The organism is Streptococcus sanguinis (assembly GCF_001078705.1).
In the GTDB taxonomy this organism is placed as follows: domain Bacteria; phylum Bacillota; class Bacilli; order Lactobacillales; family Streptococcaceae; genus Streptococcus; species Streptococcus sanguinis_D.
Map to the genome: position 1 here is coordinate 516,803 of NZ_CDMW01000001.1, position 22,012 is coordinate 538,814.

Sequence of the window (22,012 nt, forward strand, 5' to 3'; positions counted from 1 at the left end):
CATTTTCTTTATGTTATAATAAAGCTTGGATAACTCTAATTTTTAGCGTTATTAGTATAGACCGGAAACATGGAAGATAGAGAGGACTGGTGTAATGGCTAGAGACGGCTTTTTTACTGGATTAGATATAGGAACTAGCTCAATTAAAGTGTTGGTGGCAGAGCACATCAACGATGAAATGAATGTTATTGGGGTCAGCAACGCAAAAAGTGCTGGCGTTAAAGATGGAATTATTGTTGATATTGAGGCTGCTGCTGCTGCCATTAAGACAGCTATTTCTCAAGCAGAAGAAAAGGCAGGCATTTCAATTGGTTTAGTTAACGTCGGACTTCCGGCTAATCTCTTACAGATTGAGCCTACTCAGGGTATGATTCCTGTGACTAGTGATTCTAAGGAAATCACAGATACAGATGTAGAGAATGTTGTTAGATCTGCTCTGACTAAGAGTATGACTCCTGACCGCGAAGTGATTACTTTCATCCCAGAAGAGTTTGTAGTGGATGGTTTCCAAGGGATTCGTGATCCGCGTGGTATGATGGGGATTCGCTTAGAAATGCGGGGACTTCTCTACACTGGACCACGGACTATTCTCCACAACCTCCGCAAGACAGTGGAGCGTGCGGGAGTTCAGCTTGAGAACGTTATTATCTCCCCATTGGCTATGACTAAATCAATCTTGAACGAAGGGGAACGTGAGTTTGGTGCAACTGTTATTGATATGGGCGGCGGCCAAACTACAGTGGCTTCTGTTAGAGGTCAAGAGCTTCAATATACGAATATATACCAAGAAGGCGGCGACTACGTAACCAAGGATATCTCCAAGGTTTTGAAGACTTCACAAAAGTTGGCTGAAAGTCTCAAGTTTAACTATGGATCTGCTTATGTTCCAGAAGCTGGCACAGAGTCCTTCCAAGTAGAAGTGATTGGCGAGATTGAGCCGGTTGAAGTAACTGAAAAGTATCTGGCTGAGATTATTTCTGCTCGTATCCAACACATTTTTGAGCAAATCAAACGTGATTTGGATAGAAGGCATCTTCTCGAGTTGCCAGGCGGCATTGTGATTATTGGTGGAGCAGCTATTCTTCCAGGAGTGGTTGAGCTGGCTCAGGAAGTATTTGGCGTGAATGTCAAGCTTTATGTGCCAAATCAAATCGGCATTCGCAATCCAGCCTTTGCACATGTTATCAGCTTGTCAGAGTATGCCGGAAACTTAACAGATGTGGATATGCTGGCTCAGGTTGCTGTTCATGGTGATGAGCAACTGCGCCATCGACCTGTATCCTTTGACCGTCCTGCTCAGTCAGTACCACGCTTTGAACCTCAACCAGCTGATGAGATCCCTGAGGAGCCGGTCCAAGAAGTTCCAGTTGCCAGTACTGATGTGCCAAACCAAGAACCAAAAACCGGTATTACAGATCGGATGCGCAACCTAATTGGCAAAATGTTTGATTAAGGAGAATACAGAGAATATGACATTTTCATTTGACGCTGCTGCTGCACAAGGCGCAGTAATTAAAGTTATTGGTGTCGGTGGAGGTGGCGGTAATGCCATCAACCGAATGATTGATGAAGGTGTTGCTGGTGTTGAATTCATCGCAGCAAATACAGATGTTCAAGCTCTTAGCAGTGCCAAAGCTGAAACAGTTATTCAGCTCGGTCCTAAGCTGACTCGCGGACTCGGTGCCGGAGGTCAGCCTGAAGTTGGCCGCAAGGCTGCTGAAGAAAGCGAAGAAGTCCTGACTGAAGCTCTGCAAGGAGCAGATATGGTCTTCATCACTGCTGGTATGGGTGGTGGATCTGGGACAGGTGCTGCTCCAGTAATCGCTCGTATCGCAAAGAATGTTGGTGCTCTGACTGTTGCTGTAGTTACACGTCCTTTCGGTTTTGAAGGAAGCAAGCGTGGAACATTTGCAGTAGAAGGAATCAACGAACTTCGAGAGCATGTAGACACACTCTTGATTATCTCAAATAACAACCTGCTTGAGATTGTAGACAAGAAGACTCCGCTTCTTGAAGCACTCAGTGAAGCAGATAATGTTCTTCGCCAAGGTGTTCAAGGGATTACTGACTTAATTACCAGCCCAGGACTGATTAACCTTGACTTTGCCGACGTGAAAACAGTTATGGCAGACAAGGGTAATGCTTTGATGGGAATTGGTGTTGGTAGCGGTGAAGAACGCGTTATCGAAGCTGCTCGCAAAGCTATTTACTCACCTCTTTTGGAAACAACTATTGATGGTGCAGAGGACGTAATTGTCAACGTTACTGGTGGCCTAGATATGACCTTGATTGAAGCTGAAGAAGCTTCAGAAATTGTCAACCAAGCAGCAGGTCATGGTGTGAACATCTGGCTCGGTACTGCGATTGATGAGTCTATGAAGGATGAAATCCGCGTGACTGTTGTGGCTACTGGTGTCCGTCAGGACAAGGTTGAAAAGGTCAGCGGTATTCGTCATACCCAGCAGCCTACTGGCCCAAGCCGTCCGCAGCAAGTTGAGCCAAATCGCGAAGTTCGCTCAGGACAGTTTGAACGAAACTTTGATATGACCGAAACAGTTGATATTCCTGCTCCAAGCCGTCAAAGAACGGATACACCTAAAGGTTCAGCCTTTGGTGATTGGGATCTTCGCCGCGAAGCGATTGTTCGTCAGGCAGAACCAAGTTCCTCAGCCCGCGTGGAGCGCTATGCAGAAACTAATGAAGATGATGATGAATTGGAAACACCTCCGTTCTTCAGAAATCGTTAATCTAGATCATGAATTTGCAGAATAATAAAGAGTTGGTCTTTCAATCCGTCGCTCATGCGGCGGAGCAAGCCCAGCGTTTGAAAGATTCGGTAAATATCATTGCAGTCACTAAATACGTTGACTGCGAAACAACTCAGGAGCTTGCCCTTACAGGTATTCAGCATATCGGAGAAAATCGGGTAGATAAATTTCTAGAAAAATACCATGCTCTGAAAGATGAGAATCTGACCTGGCACCTGATTGGTAGTTTGCAGAGGAGAAAAGTCAAGGATGTGATTAACTATGTTGATTACTTTCATGCTTTAGATTCTGTAAAATTGGCCAAGGAGATTGACAAACGAGCCCAACATGTGATTAAATGTTTCCTGCAGGTGAATATTTCTAAAGAAGAAAGCAAGCATGGCTTTTTAGTTGAAGATTTAGAAATTGTCCTGCCTGAGCTTGAAAAATTAGAAAACATTCAAATTGTGGGATTGATGACAATGGCTCCGTTTGAAGCTAGTCATGAGGAGCTGAACCAAATTTTTGAAAAGGCTCATCAACTACAAAAAGAATTAAAAAAGAAACAGTTAAATAATATGCCCTTTTCTGAATTAAGCATGGGAATGAGCCGTGATTATCCAGAAGCAATTGCCCATGGCTCGACCTATGTCAGAATCGGTACAGCATTTTTTAAATAGGAAAGAAATATGTCATTAAAAGATAGATTTGATAAATTTATAGATTATTTTACAGAAGATGGAGATGAGACTGAGGTTCAGGAGCAAACTGTCAGCAGACCTGCAGCGCCTGTTAAGCAGAAGCCTGAATTGGTTCAGCCTAAGCCAGTCAGAGAGAGCAAGCCAGCTCCTCGTCCGGTTGCTGCAGCCAAGCCACAGCCTAAACCACAGCCACAACAGAAATCTTCGACAGAGAATATTACCAGACTGCATGCACGTCAGCAGGAATTGGCTCAGCACCGTGCAAATGCGGATGAAAAGATTACGATTGATGTTCGTTATCCGAGGAGATATGAGGAAGCGACTGAAATTGTTGACCTGCTTTTGGCCAATGAAAGCATCCTGATTGACTTCCAGTATATGACTGAGGTGCAGGCTCGTCGCTGTTTAGACTACTTAGACGGTGCGCGTTATGTCTTGGCTGGAAATTTGAAAAAAGTTGCAAGCACTATGTATTTGCTGACTCCGATTAATGTAGTGGTAAATGTGGAAGATATCCGCCTGCCAAACGATGTTGAAATCAGCGAATTCGACTTTGATATGAAGCGCAGTAGATAAGAGATATGTTATATTTTGTAATTCGTGCCATCTCTAATCTTTTCGATCTTTATAGCATTGCCTTGATTGTCTATGCACTTCTATCTTGGTTTCCAGGAGCCTATCAAACCAAATTCGGAGAGTTTCTAACACGAATTGTAGAACCGTATTTAAAACTTTTCCGCCGTCTTCCCTTGCAGTTTGCAGGGCTGGACTTTACCGTTTGGGTTGCAATTCTGGCTTTAAACCTTTTAAATCGTGTGGTCTTTTATTTAATAAGCGTCTTACTAATGTTATTATGATGAAAGATTTATATCAACACTTTTCGCATGAGGATCGAGAGTTTATTGATAGGAGTATAGAGCTGCTTCAGCGGGTTCAAGATACCTATGCGTTTGAAACAACGCCTTTTCTGAATCCCCATCAGGTCTCAATCCTGAAGAATATTGGCAAGCAATATGATGTGCAAGTCTTTGCTAGTTCGGATTATTTTCCAAGTGAACTGGCAAGAGTTCTTGTGGCGCCTTCTTATTATCAACTGAATATGGATGATTTTGAATTGAGCTTGCTGGAAATTTCCTATGCAAGCAAATTTTATAAAATCAGTCATTCGCAGATTATGGGCACTCTTCTCAATCAATTAGGGATTGAAAGACGGACCTTTGGCGATATTCTTGTGGTTGGAGACCGTGCTCAGTTCTTTGTAGATAAAAGACTGGCCCAGTATTTTATAGATCATGTCACTAAAATAGCAAAGATGCCTGTTAGACTAAAGGAAGTTTCCTTTGCAGAGCAGTTGAAAGAGCAGAGGCAAGCTGTTACCAGAGATATTTTGGCCTCTAGTCTTCGCTTGGATAAGTTGGTAGCCAGCACTTTTAAGTTATCAAGGAGCCAGGCTGTTCAGCTGATTTCTGGCAAGCATGTGAAAATGAACTATGCTGTTAATGACAATCCCAGCCAGCAGGTCGGGCTTGAAGACTTGATTAGCGTTAGACGATTTGGAAGATTTAAGGTTTTAAGAGAAAATGGCCTTTCCAAGAATGGAAAACATAAGTTAACCGTTGAATTATTAGCTAGTAAATGAGGAGGAACTATGACACTTACAGCATTAGAAATTAAAGATAAATCCTTTGGAACCAAATTTAGAGGCTATGATGTTGAAGAGGTAGATGAATTCCTTGACATCGTTGTCCGCGATTATGAGGACTTGGTTCGTGAAAACCACGAAAAAGAAGCAAAAATTCGCAATCTGGAAGAGCGTCTGACATATTTTGATGAGATGAAAGACTCTCTCAGCCAGTCTGTTTTGATTGCTCAAGATACGGCTGAGCGCGTTAAGGTTGCTGCCAATGAGCGATCTACAAATATTGTTCGTCAGGCAGAGCAGGATGCACAGCATTTGTTGGATGGAGCTAAGTATAAGGCTGATGAAATTTTGCGTCAGGCAGCGGACAATGCTAAGAAAGTAGCCATTGAAACAGAAGAACTGAAAAACAAAACACGTGTCTTCCATCAACGTTTGAAATCAACCATTGAGAGCCAACTCAGCATTGTGGATTCGTCTGAATGGGAAGAAATCCTTCGTCCGACAGCTACTTATCTGCAAACCAGCGATGAAGCTTTCAAGGAAGTTGTATCTGAGGTTCTGGGAGAAGAAGCAGTTGTTCGTGAGGAAGAAGTGGATGTTACTCGTCAATTTTCTCCAGAGGAAATGGCTGAGTTGCAAGAGCGCATTGAAGCTGCTAACCGTGAATTAGCTGAGACCCAAGCTTTTTCTCCGCTCAGTGATGAAGATATAGAAGCTCACGCAGCTGAGGAAAACTCAGAAGCTGACCATCACGATGATGATACAAATGGGGAACAAAAAGTTCCAGTAAATATTTTATAATTTTTAAAGAAGCTAAGATTGTAAAAACACAGACCAAGCAAAATACTTTCAGCGAGCAGATGATGGTGAGAGATCTGCAGTCCATCTTGCTTGGGCTATCATTTTACAGAACTTTCGTCTGAAATCAGTAGGATGAGACGGCAGTCCACGTTACGGACAAAGAGGGGCAAGAGGAGCATTATGCTATTGTCTTGCCTAAACAAAGGTGGTACCGCGAATTTTCGTCCTTTTTGGAGAAGTTTGCGGTTTTTAATTTGTAATTTTAAAAATAAAGAGGAATAGAATGAAACTGAAAGAAACACTCAATCTTGGGAAAACTGCTTTCCCTATGCGGGCCGGTCTTCCAAATAAGGAGCCAATCTGGCAAAAGGAATGGGAACAAGCTAAGCTGTATCAACGCCGTCAGGAATTGAATGAAGGCAAGCCACATTTTGTCCTACATGATGGCCCTCCTTATGCTAACGGGAATATTCACGTTGGCCACGCCATGAACCATATTTCTAAAGATATTATCATTCGTTCAAAATCCATGACTGGTTTTTATGCACCGTATATTCCAGGTTGGGATACACATGGTTTGCCAATCGAGCAAGTCTTGGCAAAGCAAGGTGTCAAACGTAAAGAAATGGACTTGGTTGAGTACTTGAAACTTTGCCATGAATACGCTCTTTCTCAAGTGTACAAACAACGTGATGATTTCAAGCGCTTAGGTATGTCAGGTGATTGGGAAAATCTATATGTGACCTTAACTCCCGATTATGAAGCCGCTCAGATCCGCGTCTTTGGCGAAATGGCTAAAAAAGGTTATATCTATCGTGGCGCTAAGCCCGTTTACTGGTCTTGGTCTTCTGAGTCAGCTTTGGCTGAAGCGGAAATTGAATACCATGATTTGGTTTCCACATCTCTTTACTATGCCAACCGAGTTAAAGACGGAAAAGGGGTACTGGACACAGATACTTACATCGTCGTATGGACAACAACTCCATTTACCATTACAGCTTCCCGTGGTTTGACAGTTGGAGCAGATATTGACTATGTTTTGGTCCAGCCTGCGGGTGAAAGTCGCAAGTTTATTGTAGCGTCTGAATTGTTGAATAGCCTATCTGAGAAATTTAGCTGGGCCGATGTTCAAGTTTTAGCTACCTACCGTGGTCAAGAATTGAACCAGATCGTGACGGCTCACCCATGGGATACTGCTGTAGATGAGTTGGTCATTTTGGGTGACCACGTTACGACAGACTCTGGTACTGGTATCGTTCATACAGCGCCTGGTTTTGGTGAGGATGACTACCATGTCGGTGTAGCCAATGGACTGGAAGTTGCTGTAACCGTCAACGAGCGTGGTATCATGATGGAAAATGCCGGTCCTGACTTTGAAGGCCAGTTCTATGATAAGGTTGTGCCAACGGTTATTGAAAAGCTTGGTGATTTGCTCCTTGCTCAGGAAGAAATTTCTCACTCTTATCCATTTGACTGGCGTACTAAGAAGCCAATCATCTGGCGGGCAGTACCACAGTGGTTTGCATCTGTTTCTAAATTCCGTCAAGAAATTTTAGATGAAATTGAAAAGGTTAAATTCCATTCTGAATGGGGGAAAGTACGCCTCTACAATATGATTCGTGACCGTGGTGACTGGGTTATCTCTCGTCAGCGAGCTTGGGGAGTGCCATTGCCAATCTTCTATGCCGAAGACGGAACGCCAATCATGACGGCAGAAACCATCGAACACGTGGCTCAGCTCTTTGAGGAGCACGGCTCTATCGTCTGGTGGAAGCGTGAAGCCAAGGACTTACTTCCAACTGGCTTTACTCATCCAGGTTCTCCAAACGGCGAGTTTACTAAGGAAACGGATATCATGGACGTTTGGTTTGACTCAGGTTCATCATGGAATGGGGTTTTGGTTAACCGTCCAGAATTGACTTATCCGGCTGATCTTTACCTAGAAGGCTCTGACCAATACCGTGGTTGGTTTAACTCATCTCTTATCACATCAGTTGCTAACCATGGCGTGGCTCCTTACAAACAAATCTTGTCACAAGGATTTGCCCTAGATGGTAAGGGTGAAAAGATGTCTAAATCCCTTGGAAATACAATTGCTCCAAGTGATGTGGAAAAACAATTTGGTGCGGAAATCTTGCGTCTCTGGGTAACCAGTGTAGACTCTAGCAACGACGTTCGTATCTCTATGGATATCTTGAGCCAAGTTTCTGAAACCTACCGTAAGATTCGGAATACCTTGCGTTTCTTGATTGCTAATACCTCTGACTTTAATCCAGTTGAGGATGCTGTAGCTTACCAAGAGCTTCGTTCTGTTGATAAATACATGACTATCCGCTTCAATCAATTAGTAGACACTATTCGCAAGGCTTACGCAGACTTTGAGTTTCTGACAATTTATAAAGCGATTGTCAACTTTGTGACCGTTGATTTGTCCGCTTTCTATCTGGACTTTGCCAAAGATGTCGTCTATATCGAAGCAGCTAAATCATTGGAACGTCGTCAGATGCAGACTGTCTTCTATGATATTTTGGTCAAGATTACTAAGCTGTTGACACCAATTCTGCCGCACACAGCAGAAGAAATCTGGTCTTACCTAGAGCACGAAAAGGAAGAATTTGTTCAGTTATCCGAATTGCCAGAAGCTCAGACTTTCCCAAATCAAGAAGAAATCTTGGACACTTGGGCCGCCTTTATGGATTTCCGCAGTCAGGCTCAGAAAGCCTTGGAAGAAGCCCGCAATGAGAAGTTTATCGGGAAATCATTGGAAGCACACCTGACTGTCTATCCGAATGAAGTCATCAAGACCTTGCTGGAAGCGGTCAACAGCGATGTGGCTCAGCTTCTTATCGTTTCTCAATTAACGATTGCTGAAGGACCTGCTCCAGAAGGCGCTCTAGTCTTTGAAGATGTGGCTTTTGTCGTAGAGCATGCGCAGGGGCAAGTCTGTGAACGTTGCCGTCGCAATGACACAACAGTTAAAGAGCGCAGTTATCAAGCCCTTGTCTGTGACCACTGTGCAGAAATTTTAGAAGAAAATTTTGCTCAAACTGTCTCAGAAGGCTTTGAGAGCAAGTAAGTTTCCAAAATAAAAAATGGCTTTGCCCTTTAGTGGTAAGCCATTTTTTAGATAGATTTGAGGATGTTTTGGTTTGGAGCTAGATTAGAAGAAAGAAACAGTTGCATTTACAACTGTTTCTTGTTATACTAGTTATACCTTAGGAGTGTCTATTTTAGCTAGAATGTTTTGGAGCTGAAAGAGCTCAGAGGAAGTCAGTTGCTGCAGCGCCTGACTGGCGTAGGTATTTTCAAAGCCAATCAGCTGGTCATAGAGTTTGAGAGCCTGATTGCTAGGATAGAGCTCTTTGAACTTCTTATTTTGAGCTTTGGTCTTTTTGGTAATCAAGCCCCTATCTTCCAGCTTTCCTAGGGATCGACTGAGCGTGGTCTTGTCAATCTGCACCATCTCTGCCAGTTGTGATTGGCTGAGACCTTCATTTTCGACGATGCGAATGAGCAGTAGAAACAAATTATTGTCTAGGCCATAGTTACCGGCTTTCTGATTCATTTTCATCATGGCCTGTCTGGAAATAAAGCCCATTTGACGGAAAAGTTGACGGTAATCCATAGGAACTCCTTGATAGTTGCATTTACACTTATTATACATTAAAAAGATAGAGGAAACAAGTATGTGGTCTAGGAAAAAATTAACTGAGCTGAACCCGATAGAATTTTATCAAATCTTAAAATTGCGCATTGACACCTTTGTGGTGGAGCAGGAGCGCCTCTATCATGAACTGGATGAGAAAGACCTAGAAGCAGTGCATGTTTACCATGCTAATGGAAAAGGGGAAATTGATGCTTATGCTCGGGTCTTTGAAGAGGGAGTGCATTTAGTCTTTGGTCGAGTGGTTACAGCTCGGTCTGTACGAGGACAGGGCTTGGGGGACAGCTTATCAGAGAGATTTTACAATTATGTGCTGAAAAATGGCCAAGAAAGGAAATTGAAATAGAGGCTCAGGAGCAGGTGGCTGCTCTCTATGAAAAGTATGGCTTCAAGTCAGTTGGCCAACCCTTTATTTTTGAATCCACACCTCACATTACCATGATCTATAAACAATAAAAAAACTAAGGCCAGGCCTTAGTTTTTACTGTTTAACAGGGATGGAAATTTCGATTAGATTATTAGCGTAAATCGTTCGGATAGCAGCTTTATCAATAGCATTTGCATCAATTTTTCTCTTCAAGAAAAATTCTCTAATTTTTTCGATTTCCTGTTCGCGTACAGCACGGTGCATGTTTGAAATCAAAATTTCATAGTGAAGAGGAGCTTGTGTAAAAACAACATCGCTGTTTCCAGCAGAATAAACTTCGACTAATATCGCATCGGTGCTTTCCAATTGGCTTTTGACAAGGTCAGCATGACTGTTTGTTGTATTAATAAGCTTCATACGATTTCCTCCTGCTTTATACCTGCTATTATTATAACATGTTTGCTATAAATTGTGAATGATTTCTTTAAGCTTTAAGCGCATTTTTCCAAGCTTGGATACCCCATTTATGGCTGCCGCGTTTGAGTGTTTCAATAGCTTCTTCGACTGGGAACCAGGCAAGCTGATTGAAATCTTCCAGCGGTTTTTGGACTTCTTGGAAAGAGGTGACCTCATACAGGTAGGCTGGGTTGTAAAAATAGGTGTCGCGATGGCGGGAGTAAAAATATTCATCAGCTTGTCCAAGATAGCGTCCAAGCTGGGCTGTGAACCCAAGTTCTTCCATCAGCTCGCGTTCAAGGGCAGTCTGATGGTTTTCCCCATCTTCAATCTCTCCACCGGGCAGAAACCAAGCCCCGTTAGGCGCCTGGACCAAAATAATCTTTTCTTTCTTTTCGTCTGGGATAACGGCATAAACTCCGTAGCGGGTCACATATTCTACATTTGCTTCCTTTTCACCAAAGGTTGGATTTGTCATTCTAATATCCTCAATCTCTAGTCAGTTTACTATCTATCATAATGGACTAAGGACCAGCTGTCAAGAATTTACTCAGTTTATTGGACAGAAAAAGAATGATAGTCTTTGAAAGAAATCTCTTTCAAATGATAAATTCCTTCCTCCGACCGTTTAAAAAAACTCCTCTTTATAGGAATGGTAAAACATTTATAGAAGAAATTGTTATAATAGTAGCGAGGTGGTTTTATGACAGAAAGCAGACTTTTTAAAATCTTATATCTTCTTTTAGAGCAAGGCAGCACAACAGCTCCCGAATTGGCCTCACTATTTGAAGTATCTATTCGGACCATCTATCGAGATGTAGACAAGCTGAGTTTGGTAGGAATCCCCATATACTGCAGCCCAGGCAAGGGCGGGGGCATTTTTCTGATGAAGGATTTTGTCTTAGACAAAGCCTTGTTTTCAGAGTCTGAGAGGGATGAGCTATTAGCTGCTCTTCAAGGCTTCCAGATTCTAACAGATGGCGAGCAAGTAGAGACCTTGTCTAAGCTGCAGTCCTTGTTTCAAGTTCAGGCAACTTTCTGGCTGGAGGTGGATTTCACTGACTGGCGCAAGAAAGCAGATCAGAAAGAACTGTTTGATATGATTAAGCAGGCGATCTTGCAAAGAAGAGTCTTGTCGTTTTTTTACTTGAATGGGCGGGGAGAAAGAGAGCAGCGCAAGATAGAGGCACTGAAGTTAGTATTTAAAAGTCAAGATTGGTATGTTGCTGGCTTTTGTCGTTTAAGACAAGCTCCGCGATTTTTTAAACTCAACAGAATGAGAGACTGTCAGATGTTAGAGGAACGATTTAAGCAGAGAGTCTTGGATGAGAAATTTAGTCCTGAAGAGCGGCTAGGAGGCACTGTAAAAGTCCTCTTGAAATTTGACCGGAAGCATGCCTTTAGAGTGTACGAGGAGTTTTCAGAAGCAGAGATAGAGGAGACTGATGGGAGCCTTTCTGTCCAAACGCATTTACCGAGTCACGATAGTCTTTATACCTACTTGCTATCCTTTTTGGATGGAGTTGAAATCATGGAGCCGCCTCGGTTACGGGAAGAATTCAAAGAAAAGTTAAAAGCTATTGCCGATATTTATAAAAGCTGACAGAGGTTGTCAGCTTTTCTTTGCTATACTGTTTGTAGTAAAGAAAGGAGGGCTCTCTCATGAAATATGAATGGAGAAAAACCAATCGAGAAATCTATCAAATCAAGTCTGTACCTTGTCTCATAAATCTTCCTGCCCAGTCTTTTATCATGATTGACGGCAAGGGCAATCCTAATGCTGCTGACTTTTCGGAACGAGTTGGTGCTCTGTACAGCTTAGCCTATGCTATCAAGATGAACTACAAAAAGACAGCGTCTGAGCAAGAATTTACTGATTTTACAGTTTATCCCTTGGAAGGACTTTGGCAGCAAGAGCAAGCAGGAGAACTCATTAAAGAAGAATTGATTTATACTATTATGATTGGGCAGCCGGACTTTATCACTGGAGAGATGGTGAAAAAGGCCCTAGAACAAGTTCGTGTCAAAAAGCCTAATCCTCTCTATGATGAGATTCGTTTTGAAGAAATGACGGAAGGAGTGTGTGTCGCCATGCTGCACCTAGGACCTTTTGACGAAGAACCTCAATCCTTCGCTAAAATGGATGCCTTTTGCCAGAATCACCAGCTGACACGGATTTCAAACACTCATAGGGAAATCTATCTCAATAATCTGAATCGGACAGAACCTAGCAAGCTGAAAACAATTCTGCGCTACAAGGTTCAGAAGGATAAATAAAGAAATAGAGCAGAAAACAGTTAGTTTTCTGCTCTATTTTGTCGAAATTCATTTTTCTTCTTGAGATGAATGAACGGACTCTGTGCTTTCAGTTTTCTTGGCTGACTTGATGAGAATCTTGCCATTGCTGGTCATGATAGCTTTGAGCTCTTTTTCGCTTGGATTTTCCAGATAAAAGTCAGTAATAGCATCTTCGATATGGTCCTGAATGGTACGGCGCAGTGGGCGAGCGCCCATTTTTGGATCGTAGCCCAGGTCAACCAATTTTTCCTTGACCTTCTCCGTAACATCCAGATGAATGTCATTGGTTGCCAAACGTTGATTAACATCGTCCAGCATAAGGTTGACGATTTGCAGCAGGTTGTCCTTGCTGAGCGCCTGGAATTCGATAATACCGTCAAAGCGGTTCATAAACTCAGGACTGAAGAAGTTGCCCAATTCACCTAAGACGGAGTTGGTGCGGCCTTCACGCGCTGCTCCAAAGCCAACGCTAGCTTCAGCTTTGCCAGTTCCGGCATTGGATGTCATGATGATAATGGTGTCTTTGAAGCTGACAGTCCGGCCTTGACCATCGGTCAGGCGGCCATCATCGAGAACCTGCAGGAACATGTGCATAACATCGGGATGGGCCTTTTCCACCTCATCCAGCAGAATGAGCGAGTAGGGATTACGACGGACGCGCTCAGTCAATTGACCAGCTTCATCATAGCCAACATAGCCCGGAGGGGCGCCAACCAGCTTGGCCACGCTGTGTTTTTCCATATATTCACTCATATCAAAGCGAATCATGCTGTTAGCCGAGCCAAATAGCTCAATGGCTAGTTGCTTAGACAGCTCGGTCTTACCGACACCAGTTGGTCCGACAAAGAGGAAGCTGCCGATTGGGCGATTAGGACTTCCTAGTCCGACCCGGTTGCGGCGGATAGCCTTGGCAATCTTATCTACGGCATCGTCTTGACCGATGACATGAGCCTTTAAGTCACTGGCAAGATTGACTAGTTGAGACTGTTCCTTTTCTTTGAGGTCGCCAACTGGGATATTGGTCTTTTGCTCTACGATGTGCTCAATCGTTTTCTCGCTGATAATCGGAGTGTCCTTGTCTAGCACACTTGTCTGCTGGAGTTCCTTGTACTTGGCAATCTGGTCGCGGAAGTAAGCCGCTTTCTCGAAATCTTCGTCACGAGTCGCCTGAGCCTTGAGGTTTTCGGCCTCAATCAGACGTTGGTCAATGATCTTGGGATCGACAAAGTTGAGGGTCAGATTCATCTTAGAACCAGCCTCATCCAAGAGGTCAATAGCCTTGTCTGGCAAGAAGCGATCTTGGATGTAGCGATTGGAGAGAAGCGCAGCAGCTTCGATGGCCGCATCTGTGTACTTGACGTGATGGTAGTCTTCGTATTTTTTCTGAATTCCTTTGAGTATGGTAATCGTTTCCTCTACCGTTGGCTCATCTACCTTAACGGGCTGCATGCGGCGCTCCAGTGCAGCATCCTTCTCGATGATACGATATTCGTTTAGGGTGGTCGCTCCGACCATCTGGAGTTCTCCGCGAGCCAGAGCTGGTTTGAGAATGTTCCCAGCGTCCATATTGCCATCGCCAGCAGAGCCTGCTCCGACAATTTCATGGATTTCATCAATAAAGAGAATGACATCCTGACGAGAACGAATTTCATCAATGAGCTTCTGCATCCTCTCCTCAAATTGGCCACGGATACCAGTTCCCTGTACTAAGCTGACAACGTCTAGGCGGATAACTTCTTTGCCTTGGAGTTTATGAGGCACATCACCATCAACAATCTTCTGGGCCAGGCCTTCCACCACGGCTGTTTTTCCGACTCCTGGCTCTCCTATGAGAACAGGATTGTTTTTGGTGCGGCGGTTGAGGATTTTAATGACACGGACGATTTCTTCATCACGGCCAATAACAGGGTCAATCTCGCCTCGGCGAGCCAATTCAGTCACGTTGATACCAAACTCTTCCAGCAGGCCTTTTGGCTTTTGAGGACTTGACTGAGGCTGACCACCCTTGCTAGGATTGGAGCCGTAGCCGCCACCGCCCCCATAGGCTCCGCCAGATTGGGTAGGAGGAGTAGTTGGTTCCTGAGGCTGTTGGAAATTGCTGAGACTGTTGAAGAAGTCATCGATAGGATCTGTTCCGTGATTGTTGGCATTAGCAATTCCACCGAACAAGGAATGTTCGGGGTCTGTTTTCATGATTTGGTAGCAGTTTTGGCACAAATCCACCTGCTGTTTATGGCCATTTACGTTGGTATAAAGGTGAATCGTGGATTCATTGATTTTACAATTTTGGCAAAGCATGCAGATACCTCTTTTCTTTTAGTTTGCAAGCTATTTATAGAAATAATTAAAGGTCAAAAATAGTCAAAGTTTTATAGTTTCATTATATCAGTATTCTCGAACTTTGCAAGAATTTACTACAAAATCCTCCCTTAGACCGAGCAGAATGAAAACAAATTCTTGAAAAATTACAAAAAATTGGCTTTTAGTGGTATTTCAGTCGCTATTTATGGTAAAATAAGAGGGAACTAAGTAAATAGGAGAAACAAAATGGAATCACATTTAGTTAGAATTATCAACCGCTTAGAAGCTATGACTAAGGATGGCGGAAATTTAAAACGTAATTTTGAGCGTGAAGGAGTGGTTGTAGCAGAAGTAGCTTACAGTTACGACGAAGAAAACGGCTCTGTCTTCACCTTGCGTGACGTTGCAGCGCGTGAGACCTATACTTTCGACAGCATCGATTTGATTGCAATGGAAATTTATGAATTACTCTACTAAAAAGCACTTAGCTGCTTTTTATTTTTACCCTTTTTATCTTATTTTGAAAAAGATTTAGTAGGTCTGAAAATTATACCACTAGCTGCCAATGAATCCTCGTCTTATAACCTTGTATAAGAAAAAGTTATAGGCTGGGCACAGATTTTTTTGGTATAATGAAAAAGATAATGAAAAAGAAATGAGAATGACATGGCGCAGATTATTGATGGTAGAGGTTTGGCAGAGAAGCTTCAGAAAACATTAGCCGAAAAAACGGCTCGCCTCAAAGAAAAGACAGGTCAGGTACCAGGCTTGGTAGTGATTGTGGTGGGAAATAATCCAGCCAGTCAAATCTACGTGCGTAATAAAGAGCGCTCAGCCTTGGCCGCTGGCTTTCGGAGTAAGGTAGAACGTCTGCCAGAAGAAACCAGCCAAGAAGAGCTCTTGAGCTTGATTGAAACTTATAATCAAAATCCTGACTGGCATGGCATTTTAGTCCAGCTGCCCTTGCCAGATCATATCGATGATGAAGCTGTGCTGTTGGCTATTGATCCAGACAAGGATGTTGATGGCTTTCATCCCCTTAATATGGGCAAGCTATGGAGCGGCCATCCTGTTATGATTCCGGCTACTCCTGCAGGCATTATGGCAATGTTCCATGAATATGGCGTTGAACTGGAAGGTAAGCGAGCAGTCGTCATCGGGCGGAGTAATATTGTCGGTAAGCCCATGGCTCAGCTCCTTTTAGCTAAGAATGCGACGGTAACTCTGACACATTCGCGGACTCACAATCTAGCCAAGACTGCTAAGCGGGCAGATATTTTGGTGGTGGCTATCGGTCGTGGACATTTTGTGACCAAGGACTTTGTCAAGGAGGGGGCTGTGGTCATTGATGTCGGTATGAACCGAGATGAAAATGGCAAGCTGATTGGCGATGTTAAGTTTGATGAAGTGTCTGAACTTGCCAGCCTGATTACACCTGTACCTGGAGGTGTTGGCCCTATGACCATTACTATGCTGATGGAGCAGACTTACCAAGCCTTTAAACGGAGTCTTGAATCATGAAATTTGTTTTTGATTTGGATGGGACCTTGTCCTTTGATTATATGACGATTGATGAGGAGATTAAGCAGGTTCTGCTGACGGCTCCTCAGTTTGGGCATGAAGTTCTGTTTGCTTCGGCGCGTTCCTATCGAGATTGTCTGGGACTATTAGGCCCGGAATTGAGCCAGCAGATAGTGATTGGCCTGAACGGCGGAGTAGCTTATCAGAAGGGACAGCTGATGTTTGAGCGTCAGCTGCATCAGTCAAGTTATCAAGCCATTCTAGACACTTGTTTGACCTATAATTTGCCTTTTTTCGTTGATAATACTTTTGATTACAGCGGCCAGATTTTAGAAAAAATCCCTTTCATTGCCAGTGTAGATCCTCTCAAGCGGGCAAGACGGCTGGAATTGACTGAACTCCAGCATCCTATTAAGCTTGTTATTTACATGGGGAATCATGAGCAGCTCTTAGATGATGTACAGGCTCGTTTTGCAAGCTTGCCTAACTTGAGTCTAGACTATCATGAACATGAGAAATGTTTTTATGTCAATCCGGCTGAAACCAATAAAGCTTCAACTGTAAAGGAACTCTGCGGTTCGGATTATGTGGCTTTTGGTAATGATCAAAATGATATCCAGCTCTTTAAGAATTCTCTCTACGCTGTGCAGGTTGGGGATTTCCCAGGCTTGAGCGATTATGCGGATGAGCAGGTTGCCTTTCAGGAAAATTTACCCAAGGCAGTCGCAGCAAGAATCTTACAAAAATTTGCAGATTTCCGAAGAAAATAACTTTCTTGCGATACGAGGCACCTGTTTAGGTGCCTTTTGGTGTATAATGAAGATAGGTTTGGTCATCTTGAGACAAGTGCAGGATGGAGTTAATCTAGGAGAATATCATGTCAAAAAATGCTGAAAATATTTTAAAAAGAGTCATTAGGGAACGTCCCTTGGATAGCCACAAGGGCGACTACGGCCGTCTCTTATTGATTGGGGGGACCTATCCTTATGGGGGTGCCATTATCATGGCAGCTTTGGCAGCAGTCAATAGTGGGGCCGGTCTGGTGACTGTTGCTACAGATAGAGAAAATATCGCCCCTCTGCACAGCCATTTACCGGAGGCCATGGCCTTTGACCTAGAGGAGCAAGTTCGATTGACAGAGCAGCTGACCAAATCAGATGTTGTCTTGATTGGTCCTGGCTTGGCGGAGAATCAACTAGGCCTAGATATCCTACAAAAGGTAATCCAGACTGTGGCAGAACAGCAGATACTTATCATGGATGGCGGCGCCATTTCACTTTTTAGCAAAGGAGCTTTGCCATTTCCAAAAGCCCAAACAGTTTTTACCCCTCACCAGAAGGAGTGGGAAGGCTTATCGGGTTTGAGCTTGTCAGATCAGACAGCGGCAGCCAATCAGGCGGCGGTCAATCAACTGCCTCTGGGCAGTATTGTCGTACAGAAAAAGCATGGGACGACCATCTATCAAAGTGGGCAAGAGCAGGTCTTTGAGCTGACAGTAGGCGGACCTTATCAGGCAACTGGTGGAATGGGGGATACGCTGGCCGGTATGATTGCTGCTTTTGCGGGTCAGTTTAAATCAAGCAGCCTCTTTGAGCGAGTGGCGGCTGCAACCCTTCTTCACTCCCTTATCGCAGATGAATTAAGTCGGGAAGCTTATGTCGTCCTGCCAACGGCAATCAGTAGGGCCATTCCAAGGTGGATGAAGGAGATGAGTCAGTAGACTTTTTCTTGGGTTTTAAGTCAGCTGGGGTTCTTTTGATGAAGCCCAGTTTTTTTTCTTGCTTTTCAGGGAATTTTTAGACTTTGTAATCGGTTTTTTATGCAGTTTTTTGTTATAATAAAAGTTACGGAAAAACTAGAAATGAAAGGAAAAGGACATGCCAGAGTATTTGTCGGTTTCGACCTTGACCAAGTATCTGAAGATGAAGTTTGAACGGGATCCTTATTTGGAGCGGGTCTATCTGACTGGCCAGGTGTCCAATTTCCGCCGGCGCCCCAACCATCAGTATTTCTCATTGAAAGATGAAAAGGCTGTCATTCAGGTTACGATTTGGTCTGGTGTCTACCAGAAGCTAGGTTTTGAGCTGGAAGAAGGCATGAAAATCAATGTCATTGGCCGGGTGCAGCTCTATGAGCCGAGCGGTTCCTATTCTATTATCATTGAAAAGGCAGAACCGGATGGTATCGGAGCCTTGGCTATCCAGTTTGAACAGCTCAAGAAAAAACTGGGAGAAGAAGGGCTTTTTCAAGAGAAATTCAAGCAAGCCTTACCCCAATTTCCTAAGAAAATTGGGGTTGTAACCAGTCTTAGCGGAGCGGTCATCCGAGACATTATCACGACGGTCAGCCGTCGCTTTCCGGGAGTGGAGATTGTCCTTTATCCGACCAAGGTACAGGGAGATGGGGCTGCAGCTCAGGTTGCTGACCACATCAGACTGGCCAATGAGAGGTCGGATTTGGATGTACTGATTATTGGTCGAGGTGGCGGTTCTATCGAAGATCTCTGGGCTTTCAACGAAGAGGAAACAGTTCGGGCTATTTTTGAGTCTAGGATTCCTGTTATTTCTAGTGTCGGCCATGAGACAGATACGACTTTAGCCGACTTTGTGGCAGATCGCAGGGCTGCGACTCCGACGGCTGCGGCTGAACTAGCAACACCGGTCACCAAGCTAGACCTGCTGGGACATTTGCAGCAGCAGGAAAATCGCATGTCACGCGCGATTTCTAATCGTCTGAGCTTTTATCGGGAGCGACTGAATAAACTGACCCAGTCGGTTATCTTCCGACAGCCAGAGCGGCTTTACGATGGTCATCTGCAGAAGTTGGATCAGCTCAACCTGCGACTCAAGCAAAAAATTCGCGAATATTATAGTGAAGAGCTGCAGCGAGTTAGAATCTTACAGCATCGTTTGGAAGCATTGAATCCGATCAGTCGCGTTCAGCGTTTTCAAGAGCAGACTGCCCAGCTGGAGCGTTTGCTGCGCAGCAACATGGCGGTCATTTATGATAACAAGGTGGCTCAAGTCAGGAGATTATCCGAGGCCTTGCTTATGCTGGATACCAGTCGAATCGTGGCGCGTGGCTATGCTATTGTCCAAAAGAATCAAAAGGTTGTCGAGTCAAGCGCAGGCATTGAAGAAAAAGATGAGCTGACCCTGCTTATGCGGGATGGGCAGCTGGAAGTAGAGGTAAAACATGTCCAAAGAAAAGAAATTTGAAGAAAATTTAGCAGACTTGGAAGCCATTGTCCAAAAGCTGGAAAATGGTGATGTAGCGCTGGAAGAGGCGATTGCGGAATTCCAAAAGGGGATGAAACTTTCAAAGGAACTCCAGGCTAGTCTGGATAAGGCAGAAAAGACCTTAGTTAAGGTCATGCAGGCAGACGGCACAGAAACGGAAATGGAATGACAAGAAACGAGAAACTGGAAAAAATTGGTCTGACGATTGAGGATTTTTATAGGTCTCAGCAAGTTTCGTCGGATTTATCAGAAGTTATTTTGTACTCGGTCCAGGCTGGCGGCAAGCGGATTCGTCCCTTACTGCTATTGGAATTGATTCAAGCTTTTGGCCTAGAGCTAGCTGAGGCCCACTATCAGGTTGCGGCGGCTCTTGAGATGATTCACACTGGCAGCCTTATCCATGATGATTTGCCGGCTATGGATGATGACGACTATCGCCGAGGCCGCTTGACTAGCCATAAGAAGTTTGGAGAGGATATGGCTATTTTGGCAGGTGATTCTCTCTTTTTGGACCCCTATGGACTATTGGCAAGGGCCGAGCTGCCTAGTCAGGTCAAGGTGGACTTGATTTCTGAGTTGTCTCTGGCAGCAGGGAGCTTTGGTATGGTCGCAGGACAAGTTCTGGACATGCAAGGCGAAGGACAAGCAATTAGTCTAGAAGATTTAAAAACTATCCATGCCAATAAGACTGGAAAACTTCTAACGTTTCCTTTTGTTGCAGCTAGTTTGATTGCTCAGGCTGAGCAGTCTGTTCAAGACAAGCTTCGTAGGATTGGAGAGCTCTTGGGCTTGGCCTTTCAAGTGCGGGATGATATTTTGGATGTGACAGCCAGCTTTGAAGAGCTGGGTAAAACCCCGCAGAAAGATTTAGCTGCAGCCAAGTCGACTTATCCAGCTTTTCTAGGACTGGATGGAGCTAAGAACTTTTTCAATCAGACCCTTGATGAAGCTGTGGACATTCTGAAAGACTTGGAAGAAAAGACAGAGTTTTCAGGCGAAGAAATTCAAAAGATAATAGAAAGTTTGAGAATGAATGGCTAAGGAAAGAGTAGATGTGCTGGCCTACAGACAAGGGCTCTTTGAGACCAGAGAGCAGGCTAAGCGTGGTGTAATGGCTGGATTGGTTATTGCTGCGGCCAATGGCCAGCGTTTTGACAAGCCAGGTGAAAAGATTGACACAATCACAGAGCTGCGCTTAAAAGGCGAGAAACTCAGATATGTCAGCCGAGGTGGCCTCAAGCTAGAAAAGGCTTTGCAAGTCTTTGATATTTCGGTCACTGATCGAGTGACCTTGGATATCGGAGCTTCGACCGGCGGTTTTACAGATGTCATGCTACAGCACGGAGCTAAGCTGGTCTATGCAGTAGATGTCGGTACTAATCAGCTGGCTTGGAAGCTCAGACAGGATGAGCGGGTTGTCAGCATGGAGCAGTTTAATTTTCGCTATGCCCAAAGGACTGACTTTGAGCAGGAGCCTAGTTTTGCTAGTATTGATGTTAGCTTTATATCGCTGAGCTTGATTTTGCCAGTTCTGCATGAGATTTTGGCTCGGGATGGCCAAGTGGTTGCCTTGATCAAGCCTCAGTTTGAAGCAGGCCGCGAGCAGATTGGGAAAAAAGGGATTGTCAAGGATAAAAAGGTCCATTTGGCAGTTCTGGAAAAGGTCACAGCATTTATGATGGAGGCTGGCTTTTCTGTCAGGGGACTGGATTTTTCGCCTATTCAGGGCGGTCAGGGCAATGTAGAATTTCTGGCCTATTTAGAAAAGAGCACAGAGCCGCAGCCTCTTGATTCAGCTATGATGACAGCTGTCGTAGAGGCAGCACACAAGGAATTTAAGGATGAATAAGAAGGATAGATTAGAAAAGATTAGACGCTTTGTCAGTGATTATGATATTGGCACTCAGGAGGAAATTGTAGAGCATCTCAGGGAGTCTGGGATTACCGCGACACAGGCTACCGTTTCTAGGGATATCAAGGAACTGGGCATTGTCAAGATACCGCTCAAGGACAACACCTATATCTACGAGCTACCTAAGACCATGACCAGCAGTCTGGGCTTGGCTGAAAATAATATCCTGTCCTATCAGGTTTTGGGAAATATGATCAATCTCAGTCTGGTACCGGGGAGCACAGCACTGGTCAAGCGTCATCTTAGAAATGAATTTGCTGAGGATATTTTCAGTATCTTGGCAGACAACGATAGTATTTTGATGGTTATGATGACAGAGGAAGCAGCTGCAAGGGTTGCAAGCATCATTCACCATTGGTAGGA

At 44.1% G+C, this 22,012-nt stretch carries 23 protein-coding genes and 2 pseudogenes; 21 read left to right on the plus strand and 4 right to left on the minus strand.

The genetic code is table 11. From position 1 onward, the window contains the following. Positions 1–94 precede the first annotated feature (94 nt). The 8 genes from ftsA to ileS all read left to right on the plus strand — a co-directional run bounded on the left by ftsA (position 95) and on the right by ileS (position 8,967). On the plus strand, positions 95–1,453 hold the full coding sequence (gene ftsA, locus SSV_RS02800) for a cell division protein FtsA (protein WP_072073599.1): 1,359 nt from the start codon (positions 95–97) through the stop codon (positions 1,451–1,453). Positions 1,454–1,469: 16 nt separating this feature from the next. Continuing rightward, entirely contained in the window at positions 1,470–2,747 is a 1,278-nt protein-coding gene (ftsZ, locus tag SSV_RS02805; protein ID WP_072073600.1) for a cell division protein FtsZ, read from the plus strand. Between the two features lie 8 nt (positions 2,748–2,755). Beyond that, positions 2,756–3,427, plus strand: a complete 672-nt coding sequence (locus SSV_RS02810; protein WP_072073601.1) for a YggS family pyridoxal phosphate-dependent enzyme — start codon at positions 2,756–2,758, stop codon at positions 3,425–3,427. 9 nt (positions 3,428–3,436) lie between these two features. After that, positions 3,437–4,024 (plus strand): cell division protein SepF, encoded by a 588-nt coding sequence (locus SSV_RS02815; RefSeq protein ID WP_002896164.1) that lies wholly within the window; start codon positions 3,437–3,439, stop codon positions 4,022–4,024. Positions 4,025–4,029: 5 nt separating this feature from the next. Then, complete coding sequence (locus tag SSV_RS02820) at positions 4,030–4,305, plus strand: YggT family protein (RefSeq protein ID WP_002896162.1); 276 nt, start codon at positions 4,030–4,032, stop codon at positions 4,303–4,305. Next, positions 4,302–5,087 (plus strand): YlmH family RNA-binding protein, encoded by a 786-nt coding sequence (locus SSV_RS02825; protein WP_072073602.1) that lies wholly within the window; start codon positions 4,302–4,304, stop codon positions 5,085–5,087. Before SSV_RS02820 ends, SSV_RS02825 begins: the two co-directional genes overlap by 4 nt. Positions 5,088–5,096: 9 nt before the next feature. Beyond that, positions 5,097–5,891 carry a DivIVA domain-containing protein gene (locus tag SSV_RS02830; protein WP_072073603.1) on the plus strand — a complete coding sequence of 265 codons (795 nt, stop codon included), beginning with the start codon at positions 5,097–5,099 and terminating at the stop codon, positions 5,889–5,891. A 283-nt stretch (positions 5,892–6,174) separates the two neighbouring features. After that, complete coding sequence (gene ileS / locus SSV_RS02835) at positions 6,175–8,967, plus strand: isoleucine--tRNA ligase (protein WP_072073604.1); 2,793 nt, start codon at positions 6,175–6,177, stop codon at positions 8,965–8,967. A 132-nt stretch (positions 8,968–9,099) separates the two neighbouring features. Here ileS and SSV_RS02840 read toward each other — a convergent pair whose 3' ends face one another. Next, a complete protein-coding gene (locus tag SSV_RS02840; RefSeq protein ID WP_072073605.1) occupies positions 9,100–9,555 on the minus strand; it encodes a MarR family winged helix-turn-helix transcriptional regulator in 456 nt (151 codons plus the stop codon). Positions 9,556–9,577: 22 nt separating this feature from the next. Here SSV_RS02840 and SSV_RS02845 point away from each other — a divergent pair. Next, positions 9,578–10,011: pseudogene (locus SSV_RS02845) on the plus strand (GNAT family N-acetyltransferase). 25 nt (positions 10,012–10,036) lie between these two features. Here SSV_RS02845 and SSV_RS02850 read toward each other — a convergent pair. Next, positions 10,037–10,339: a DUF1827 family protein gene (locus SSV_RS02850; protein WP_002919443.1), complete on the minus strand. Its 303-nt coding sequence runs from the start codon at positions 10,337–10,339 to the stop codon at positions 10,037–10,039. Positions 10,340–10,406: 67 nt separating this feature from the next. Then, positions 10,407–10,856 carry an NUDIX hydrolase gene (locus SSV_RS02855; RefSeq protein ID WP_072073606.1) on the minus strand — a complete coding sequence of 150 codons (450 nt, stop codon included), beginning with the start codon at positions 10,854–10,856 and terminating at the stop codon, positions 10,407–10,409. A gap of 225 nt (positions 10,857–11,081) precedes the next feature. Between SSV_RS02855 and SSV_RS02860 the strand changes: the two genes are divergently transcribed. Both SSV_RS02860 and SSV_RS02865 read left to right on the plus strand, forming a co-directional pair. After that, positions 11,082–11,981: a helix-turn-helix transcriptional regulator gene (locus tag SSV_RS02860; protein ID WP_072073607.1), complete on the plus strand. Its 900-nt coding sequence runs from the start codon at positions 11,082–11,084 to the stop codon at positions 11,979–11,981. A 59-nt stretch (positions 11,982–12,040) separates the two neighbouring features. Next, entirely contained in the window at positions 12,041–12,655 is a 615-nt protein-coding gene (locus tag SSV_RS02865) for a GyrI-like domain-containing protein (RefSeq protein ID WP_072073608.1), read from the plus strand. 48 nt (positions 12,656–12,703) lie between these two features. Here SSV_RS02865 and SSV_RS02870 read toward each other — a convergent pair whose 3' ends face one another. Further along, positions 12,704–14,974, minus strand: a complete 2,271-nt coding sequence (locus SSV_RS02870) for an ATP-dependent Clp protease ATP-binding subunit (protein WP_072073609.1) — start codon at positions 14,972–14,974, stop codon at positions 12,704–12,706. A gap of 249 nt (positions 14,975–15,223) precedes the next feature. On the opposite strand from SSV_RS02870, the gene SSV_RS02875 reads away from it, so the two are divergent. From SSV_RS02875 to SSV_RS02920, 10 genes and pseudogenes are all read left to right on the plus strand, one after another. Beyond that, positions 15,224–15,454 (plus strand): DUF1797 family protein, encoded by a 231-nt coding sequence (locus tag SSV_RS02875; RefSeq protein ID WP_072073610.1) that lies wholly within the window; start codon positions 15,224–15,226, stop codon positions 15,452–15,454. Between the two features lie 189 nt (positions 15,455–15,643). Then, entirely contained in the window at positions 15,644–16,498 is an 855-nt protein-coding gene (locus tag SSV_RS02880) for a bifunctional methylenetetrahydrofolate dehydrogenase/methenyltetrahydrofolate cyclohydrolase (protein WP_072073611.1), read from the plus strand. Continuing rightward, complete coding sequence (locus SSV_RS02885) at positions 16,495–17,268, plus strand: HAD hydrolase family protein (protein WP_072073612.1); 774 nt, start codon at positions 16,495–16,497, stop codon at positions 17,266–17,268. Before SSV_RS02880 ends, SSV_RS02885 begins: the two co-directional genes overlap by 4 nt. A gap of 107 nt (positions 17,269–17,375) precedes the next feature. Then, on the plus strand, positions 17,376–18,218 hold the full coding sequence (locus SSV_RS02890) for an NAD(P)H-hydrate dehydratase (RefSeq protein WP_072073613.1): 843 nt from the start codon (positions 17,376–17,378) through the stop codon (positions 18,216–18,218). After that, a pseudogene (locus SSV_RS12355) lies at positions 18,194–18,431 on the plus strand (initiator RepB protein). The gene SSV_RS02890 and the pseudogene SSV_RS12355 overlap by 25 nt, the downstream one beginning before the upstream one ends. After that, positions 18,376–19,716 carry an exodeoxyribonuclease VII large subunit gene (xseA, locus tag SSV_RS02900; protein WP_072073614.1) on the plus strand — a complete coding sequence of 447 codons (1,341 nt, stop codon included), beginning with the start codon at positions 18,376–18,378 and terminating at the stop codon, positions 19,714–19,716. Before SSV_RS12355 ends, xseA begins: the two are co-directional and overlap by 56 nt. Next, on the plus strand, positions 19,694–19,906 hold the full coding sequence (locus SSV_RS02905; RefSeq protein ID WP_072073615.1) for an exodeoxyribonuclease VII small subunit: 213 nt from the start codon (positions 19,694–19,696) through the stop codon (positions 19,904–19,906). Before xseA ends, SSV_RS02905 begins: the two co-directional genes overlap by 23 nt. After that, on the plus strand, positions 19,903–20,778 hold the full coding sequence (locus SSV_RS02910) for a polyprenyl synthetase family protein (RefSeq protein ID WP_072073616.1): 876 nt from the start codon (positions 19,903–19,905) through the stop codon (positions 20,776–20,778). Before SSV_RS02905 ends, SSV_RS02910 begins: the two co-directional genes overlap by 4 nt. Then, entirely contained in the window at positions 20,771–21,586 is an 816-nt protein-coding gene (locus tag SSV_RS02915; protein ID WP_072073617.1) for a TlyA family RNA methyltransferase, read from the plus strand. The genes SSV_RS02910 and SSV_RS02915 overlap by 8 nt, the downstream gene beginning before the upstream one ends. After that, the gene (locus tag SSV_RS02920) at positions 21,579–22,010 is read left to right on the plus strand and encodes an arginine repressor (protein WP_072073618.1); all 432 of its coding nucleotides are present in this window, start codon (positions 21,579–21,581) and stop codon (positions 22,008–22,010) included. Before SSV_RS02915 ends, SSV_RS02920 begins: the two co-directional genes overlap by 8 nt. Positions 22,011–22,012: the final 2 nt, after the last annotated feature.

Bases quoted from the DNA above. Each gene is read 5' to 3' on its own strand.
- SSV_RS02910 (WP_072073616.1), top strand. From the start codon at position 19,903: ATGACAAGAAACGAGAAACTGGAAAAAATTGGTCTGACGATTGAGGAT.
- SSV_RS02885 (WP_072073612.1), top strand. From the start codon at position 16,495: ATGAAATTTGTTTTTGATTTGGATGGGACCTTGTCCTTTGATTATATG.
- SSV_RS02870 (WP_072073609.1), bottom strand. From the start codon at position 14,974: ATGCTTTGCCAAAATTGTAAAATCAATGAATCCACGATTCACCTTTAT.
- SSV_RS02830 (WP_072073603.1), top strand. From the start codon at position 5,097: ATGACACTTACAGCATTAGAAATTAAAGATAAATCCTTTGGAACCAAA.
- xseA (WP_072073614.1), top strand. From the start codon at position 18,376: ATGCCAGAGTATTTGTCGGTTTCGACCTTGACCAAGTATCTGAAGATG.
- SSV_RS02825 (WP_072073602.1), top strand. From the start codon at position 4,302: ATGATGAAAGATTTATATCAACACTTTTCGCATGAGGATCGAGAGTTT.
- SSV_RS02855 (WP_072073606.1), bottom strand. From the start codon at position 10,856: ATGACAAATCCAACCTTTGGTGAAAAGGAAGCAAATGTAGAATATGTG.
- SSV_RS02890 (WP_072073613.1), top strand. From the start codon at position 17,376: ATGTCAAAAAATGCTGAAAATATTTTAAAAAGAGTCATTAGGGAACGT.
- SSV_RS02810 (WP_072073601.1), top strand. From the start codon at position 2,756: ATGAATTTGCAGAATAATAAAGAGTTGGTCTTTCAATCCGTCGCTCAT.
- ftsA (WP_072073599.1), top strand. From the start codon at position 95: ATGGCTAGAGACGGCTTTTTTACTGGATTAGATATAGGAACTAGCTCA.
- SSV_RS02860 (WP_072073607.1), top strand. From the start codon at position 11,082: ATGACAGAAAGCAGACTTTTTAAAATCTTATATCTTCTTTTAGAGCAA.
- SSV_RS02915 (WP_072073617.1), top strand. From the start codon at position 20,771: ATGGCTAAGGAAAGAGTAGATGTGCTGGCCTACAGACAAGGGCTCTTT.
- SSV_RS02880 (WP_072073611.1), top strand. From the start codon at position 15,644: ATGGCGCAGATTATTGATGGTAGAGGTTTGGCAGAGAAGCTTCAGAAA.
- ftsZ (WP_072073600.1), top strand. From the start codon at position 1,470: ATGACATTTTCATTTGACGCTGCTGCTGCACAAGGCGCAGTAATTAAA.
- ileS (WP_072073604.1), top strand. From the start codon at position 6,175: ATGAAACTGAAAGAAACACTCAATCTTGGGAAAACTGCTTTCCCTATG.
- SSV_RS02815 (WP_002896164.1), top strand. From the start codon at position 3,437: ATGTCATTAAAAGATAGATTTGATAAATTTATAGATTATTTTACAGAA.
- SSV_RS02920 (WP_072073618.1), top strand. From the start codon at position 21,579: ATGAATAAGAAGGATAGATTAGAAAAGATTAGACGCTTTGTCAGTGAT.
- SSV_RS02850 (WP_002919443.1), bottom strand. From the start codon at position 10,339: ATGAAGCTTATTAATACAACAAACAGTCATGCTGACCTTGTCAAAAGC.
- SSV_RS02905 (WP_072073615.1), top strand. From the start codon at position 19,694: ATGTCCAAAGAAAAGAAATTTGAAGAAAATTTAGCAGACTTGGAAGCC.
- SSV_RS02865 (WP_072073608.1), top strand. From the start codon at position 12,041: ATGAAATATGAATGGAGAAAAACCAATCGAGAAATCTATCAAATCAAG.
- SSV_RS02840 (WP_072073605.1), bottom strand. From the start codon at position 9,555: ATGTATAATAAGTGTAAATGCAACTATCAAGGAGTTCCTATGGATTAC.
- SSV_RS02875 (WP_072073610.1), top strand. From the start codon at position 15,224: ATGGAATCACATTTAGTTAGAATTATCAACCGCTTAGAAGCTATGACT.
- SSV_RS02820 (WP_002896162.1), top strand. From the start codon at position 4,030: ATGTTATATTTTGTAATTCGTGCCATCTCTAATCTTTTCGATCTTTAT.